Annotated in this window: 2 protein-coding genes; both read right to left on the minus strand. The window is 62.0% G+C overall.

The window, feature by feature from the left end; all coding sequences use genetic code 11:
- Nucleotides 1-71 precede the first annotated feature (71 nt).
- Nucleotides 72-890, minus strand: a complete 819-nt coding sequence (istB, locus tag PQR53_RS38715; RefSeq protein WP_120302045.1) for an IS21-like element helper ATPase IstB — start codon at nt 888-890, stop codon at nt 72-74.
- Nucleotides 887-2,386, minus strand: a complete 1,500-nt coding sequence (gene istA / locus PQR53_RS38720; RefSeq protein WP_120302044.1) for an IS21 family transposase — start codon at nt 2,384-2,386, stop codon at nt 887-889. The genes istB and istA overlap by 4 nt, the downstream gene beginning before the upstream one ends.
- Nucleotides 2,387-2,544 lie beyond the last annotated feature (158 nt).

Raw genomic sequence — 2,544 nt, forward strand, 5'->3', positions numbered from 1 at the left:
TGTAGATCGTCAATTACAAAGTCCGCCAGAACGACAACTATCTTGTCCGGTCGATGGGGGTAATTGTCGCGTCAATTAGCCATAGTTGTCGTTCCTTCAGATTCAGGGTTGGGTAATTGTCGGCGCCGGGCGGTCTTGTTGTCGCTGGCGTTGCGACGGCGGTAACTTTCGACGTTGAGTTCGAAGATCGTCGAGTGATGTACGAGCCGGTCGATGGCGGCGACCGTCATGGCTGGATCAGGGAATACATCGGTCCAGCCCGAGAACGCCTGGTTGGCCGTAATCAGAAGACTTCGGCGCTCGTACCTCTCGGCGATCAGTTCGAACAGCACGCTGGTTTCGGCCTGGTCCTTGCGTACGTACGACAGGTCATCCAGGATAATCAGATCGAAACGATCAAGCTTGGTTAGCATGGATGGCAGCTGCAGGCTCTGCCGCGCGGCCTGCAGTTTCTGTACGAGCTCGCCCGTGCGTGTGAACAGGACCCGGTAGCCGGCGTCGATGAGCGCATGGCCGATGGCTGAGCCTAAATGACTCTTGCCGCCGCCAGGCGGGCCGAACAGTAAAATTGTGGCGCCTTTCTCAAGCCACGAATCGCCCGTGGCCAATGCCATGACATGCGACTTCGATACCATCGGCACCATACCGAAGTCGAACGCTTCCAGCGTCTTGGCCGGATCCAGATGCGATTCAATGCGATGCCGCTCGATGCGACGTTTGACGCGCTCGGCCAGTTCATGTTCGAGCAGCGCACCAAGCAGTCGTGTGGCCGGCCAGCCTTCCTTGTCGGCACGCTGCGTAAAATCGGGCCACAGGCTGCCGATGGTCGGCAGACGCAGTTCGGTGAGCATCAGACCTAGCCTGGCATCGTCGTAGGTGACGGCGTTCATGGCGCCACCTCGTGATCGAGCAGGCCGTCATAGAGCGCCGCACACGGCAGCTCGACCACGACCTCCGGGCAGTCGGCCTGACGCGGAGCGAATTCGTCACGCAGTTGCTCGAGATCGGGGAGTTCACCCGCATCCAGCAAGGCATCCAGCCGCCCGGCCAGGACTGCCTCGACGCCATGCCAGGCGGCCAGTTCAAGCAACCCGACTATTGTCCTGCAGGCTTCACGTTGCGTGAGTCGCGCTTCAAGCTGTTCCCACGTCCGGCGATAGGCTTCGCGCGGAAACAGCCTGTCACGGAAGGCCAGCCCCCTGAAGGCCTGCGGCTTGCGTTTGAGCGCATCGATGAAGTGCCGGTAATCGAGTGCGTGGCCTTGGCCACTGGCCGCGCGCGCGGCTCGCGGGGTGCTGTGCACCAGAGCGCCGGACAGGTAGCAGTCGAGCCGTTCAGCATAGAGTCGCACCCGCAGGCGATGCCCGATCAGGCGCGACGGCGCACTATACAGAACGCCCCGAACGGTAAAAGTACCGCAGCGGGTCACGCGTGCTTCCTCCTCGATGAAGTCGGTCGTGCGCAGTTCTGGCAGCTCGCGTAAATACTCACGTTCCACATTGAAGGCGGTCGCGTTGCGGCGGTTGCGCCGCATTACGACCTCGCGCACGAATTCAGCATAGGCAGCACGATCACCGAAGTCGCGATGCCCACGTAGCATCAGGGCCTGATCGATGGCCTCCTTCAGATGGCGATGCGACGATTCCACGCTACCGTTCTCGTGCGACACGCCGGGGTTGTTACGTGTGCCCTCCATGCCGTAATGCCTGAGCAGCGCGGCATAGCGCAGGGTGAAATCGTCCTTCTGCTGCAGGTTCCTGAATGCCGCAGACAGGCTGTCGGTACGATGCTCGCGCGGGCAGCCGCCCGCCTGCCACACCGCGTTCTGCAGACCCAGCGACAGCGCCTCGAAACTCTCGCCACCTTCGACAAGGCTGGCGTACTCCCAGTGCGAGAACGCCAGCACGAAGTGATACAGGCCATGATCGAACGGCGCGCTGGCGATCGTGACGCACAGCCCGTTCATATCAGTAAAGTCCGACAGGCCCTGCGCGCCGGGCAGATGCTCCTGGGGAAAGAAGATCTCCTTCGCAGGACCTTCCACGGCTCGCCAGAAATTCACGCGCCGTTCGAGCGTGCGGCGCATGCTGTCGGGGAACTGGCCGGGATGCACTTCCTGCAGCTTGCCCAGCAACGTCACTGCCTTCAGTCGCGGGACACTGCGTAGCAGCGGCAGCACCTCGCTGTCCCAGACCGCCGCGAACGGATCCTCACGCGTTCGCCAGTATCGTCCGGAACGTTGCGACGGCAGCTGGCCGTCGCGTTCAATACGTCGCGCCGTGCGCGAACTCATGCCCGCCATCGCGGCGGCCACTTCCTGGGTGTGATGTCTGCGCTTGTTCATATACAGGCGGACCTGCTGGTCCGTAACATGGGGTCCGGACATGGCGGGTCCCTTCCTGACGAAGGCAACCAGCCATCCTATGCCCATCTTCCGGCGCCGCGCCGGTAGCTCGTCGTCTCCGGCGGCTACGCCGCCTCCGACTCCTCACTACCGGCCAGAACAATCGTCAATCCACCGGACAAGATAATTGTCGGTCTTTA

The organism is Paraburkholderia fungorum (assembly GCF_046027605.1).
GTDB lineage: Bacteria > Pseudomonadota > Gammaproteobacteria > Burkholderiales > Burkholderiaceae > Paraburkholderia > Paraburkholderia fungorum_F.

Bases quoted from the DNA above. Each gene is read 5' to 3' on its own strand.
- istB (WP_120302045.1), bottom strand. From the start codon at position 890: ATGAACGCCGTCACCTACGACGATGCCAGGCTAGGTCTGATGCTCACC.
- istA (WP_120302044.1), bottom strand. From the start codon at position 2,386: ATGTCCGGACCCCATGTTACGGACCAGCAGGTCCGCCTGTATATGAAC.